The sequence below is a fragment of the Microbacterium sp. H6 genome (assembly GCF_003314775.1).
Taxonomy (GTDB): Bacteria; Actinomycetota; Actinomycetes; order Actinomycetales; family Microbacteriaceae; genus Microbacterium; species Microbacterium oxydans.
The window spans coordinates 22,930-25,885 of the sequence record NZ_QOAY01000223.1 but is presented as its reverse complement, the minus strand read 5'-3'; the positions used below and the strand labels follow the sequence as shown (position 1 = coordinate 25,885).

The following is a 2,956-nucleotide window of genomic DNA, read 5'->3' as shown; positions in this document are numbered from 1 at the left end:
CGCTTCGCGCGCGCTCGCCGAGGACGATGGAACGCCGCTGATCGCCGTGTTCCGCCCCGAGCACGTGCGGTTGGTCGACGGCTCGGACGGCGGTGGATGGATCGCCGAGGTCGACCGGCTCGAACCCACGGTCACCGGCGTCCGGCTGCAGACTGGGTCGTGCGTCGTCGACCTCTCTGTCTCCGATGCCGCCGGACTGCTCGTCGGCGAGACCGTCCAGCTGCGGATCGAGCCGGAGCATGTGCGGTTCGTTCCCCTGCGCTGAGTCGTCGCCCCGGGCGGTCGTGGGCGGAACACTGACAATGTGCCGGTCGTCGCCGCCGAGCCGCCCCCGCGCGCTGCTCCGGGGGTTAGTCTCGGAACATGACGGGGAGCGGGGGAGCACCGTGACGGCCGTGCCGGTGGTCATCGGCATGCGCGCGCCGCGCACCGAGCCCGCATCGCATGCCGCCGGCCTCACGGGAGGTCTCGTCGACACGCATGGCCGTGTGCATCGCGATCTGCGCATCTCCCTCACCGATCGCTGTTCGCTGCGCTGCACGTACTGCATGCCCGAGCAGGGCAACGAGTGGCTCGCCCGCACGAGCATCCTCTCCACCGACGAGATCGTCGAGGTGGCGGAGGTCGCCGCAGCTCTCGGCATCCGCACCTTCCGTCTCACCGGCGGCGAACCGCTGCTGCGCACCGACATCGTCGACGTCGTGCGGCGCATCGCCCGCATCGAGGGGGAGGAGGGCCCTGTCGAGGTGGCGATGACCACCAACGGCATCAGCCTCGCCCAGAAGCTCCCGGCCCTGATCGATGCCGGACTCACGCGCCTCAACATCAGCATCGACACGGTCGACCGCCAGCGCTTCGCCGACCTCACCCGCCGCGACCGCCTCGACGACGTGTTCGCGGGTATCGAGGCGGCTGCGGCCTCGTCCCTCCGTCCCCTCAAGCTGAACGCGGTCGCCATGCGCGGCGTGAACGACGACGAGCTGGTCGATCTCGTGGAGTTCGCGATGGGCGTGGGCGCTCAGCTCCGATTCATCGAGCAGATGCCGCTGGACGCCGGGCACACCTGGGACCGCGCCTCGATGGTCACGCGCGAGGAGATCCTCGCCTCGCTGGGAGAACGCTGGCACCTCGAGCCGGTCGAGGGCCGCGGTGGCGCTCCCGCCGAGAAGTGGCGGATCGACGGCGGGCCGCACGAGGTCGGCGTGATCGCCTCGGTCACCGCCCCGTTCTGCGGCGCCTGCGATCGTCTGCGGCTGACCGCCGACGGGCAACTGCGCAACTGCCTGTTCTCGCTCGCCGAGTACGACCTGACCGGGCTGCTGCGCGGAGAGTCGGCCTCCGCGCCGGGGCAACGCGCGGACGAGATCGCCGCACTGCTGCGTTCGTGCGTGCATGGCAAGCTGCCGGGGCACGCGATCGACGACCCCTCGTTCCTGCAGCCCGCGCGCGGCATGAACGCGATCGGCGGCTGAGCGAAGAAGAGCGAGCTGAAGACGCTCTCTCGATATGTAGGGGTGAACGGATGTGGGAGACGATCCGGCCGGGGACCGACGGGTACCGGTTGACGATCCGGGCGACACGAGTCTCCATGATCCAGCTCGTCGCGATCATCGTCGGCTGCATCATCGTGGGAGGAGGCGGTGCCGCGGCGGCGTTGATCGCCATCTCGCTGGAGACCGACGTCATGTTCGGCCGATCCGGTGTCGTCCTGGTCGCCGGCGGCCTGGGGATCGTCATCGTGCTCGCCCTGCTGTGGATCTTCGCCTGGCGGAGGAAGCGCTACGTCATCGAGTGGGACGACGAGGGGCTACGAATCGTCGGAGCCGGGTCGGAGCGATCGTTCCCCTGGGAGTCGATCTCTCGAGTACTGATCCGCCTCGACACCGACTACGCGCGGATCGAGGTGAGGGACATCGACGGCAGGTCGGTGACGCTCCTGGCCGGCTTCGGCTCGCAAGACGTCAAGCGGACCAATGCGATGGACCCGATTCCCGTCGGTGTGACAAACCTCCTGCGACGTCATCTCCTCATCGAGCAACGGAGCAAGCGAAACGCACTCGACCTGCACGTCTTCCTGCGGGAGCAGCGAGCAGTCACGTGAACCAGATCGTTCCGATCCTTAGGCGAGGAACTCCCGGGCCGCGGCCGACAGCGCGGTGACGCCGACCTCGATCGTCGGGTGGATCTCCGGTGCGAAGAACGGCGAGTGATTCGTCGGGATGTCCTCGCCCAGGCGTCCCGCAGCGACGGCCTCGGCGAACCGGGCGGGGTCGATACCGCCCCAGAACCAGAACACGAGGGGTGCTCCGGCATCGCGGGCGAACCATGACACGTCCTCGCTGCCGGTGAACATCCCGGGATCGATCACGGCTGCCTCGCCCAGGGCGCGCTGCAGGGCTGCGGAGACGCGCGCGGTGGCTTCTTCGTCGTTGATGGTGGCTGGCAGCGTGTGGTCGGTGCGGATCTCGGGCTCGCGCTCGGCCCCGGAGGCTGTGGCCTCGGCCCGCACGATGCGCTCGACGCTCGCGAGCACCTTGTCGCGCGTCCCCTCGTCCGGGTAGCGCAGGCTGAGCTCGAGCTTCGCCTCGGCCGGGATGATGTTGTTCTTGAGGCCCGCGTGGATCGATCCCACGGTCACGACAGCGACCCCCTGCGGATCGATCTCCCGCGACGCGATGGTCTGCAGGCGCATCACGGTGGCCGCCGCCATCACGACGGGATCGATCGTCGCGTGCGGGCGCGAGCCGTGGCCGCCGCGGCCGTGCAGGGTGACGGTGAGTCCGTCGGAGGCGGCCATCTGCGTACCGCTGCGCACGCCGATCACGCCTGCGGGGAGCGGCGTGACGTGCTGGCCGAGCACGACATCGGGTTTCGGGTAGCGGTCGAGGATCCCGTCGTCGAGCATCGCGCGCGCCCCGGCGCCGTACTCCTCGGCGGGCTGGATCAGCACGACGAG

The 2,956-nt window shown here is 69.6% G+C and carries 3 protein-coding genes and 1 pseudogene; 3 read left to right on the top strand and 1 reads right to left on the bottom strand.

What is annotated here, in order from left to right:
- The 3 genes and pseudogenes from DSP71_RS22385 to DSP71_RS14660 form a co-directional block, all read left to right on the top strand.
- Positions 1-265 (top strand): annotated as a pseudogene (locus DSP71_RS22385) (ABC transporter ATP-binding protein); the annotation flags it as partial.
- Positions 266-386: 121 nt separating this feature from the next.
- Complete coding sequence (gene moaA / locus DSP71_RS14665) at positions 387-1,472, top strand: GTP 3',8-cyclase MoaA (RefSeq protein WP_371861872.1); 1,086 nt, start codon at positions 387-389, stop codon at positions 1,470-1,472.
- Between the two features lie 50 nt (positions 1,473-1,522).
- Positions 1,523-2,101, top strand: coding sequence for a PH domain-containing protein (locus DSP71_RS14660; RefSeq protein WP_147251323.1), 579 nt, complete (start codon positions 1,523-1,525; stop codon positions 2,099-2,101).
- A gap of 18 nt (positions 2,102-2,119) precedes the next feature.
- Here DSP71_RS14660 and DSP71_RS14655 read toward each other — a convergent pair.
- Positions 2,120-2,956, bottom strand: an 837-nt coding sequence (locus tag DSP71_RS14655; protein ID WP_258546468.1) for an amidohydrolase, incomplete at its 5' end; no start/stop codon positions are given.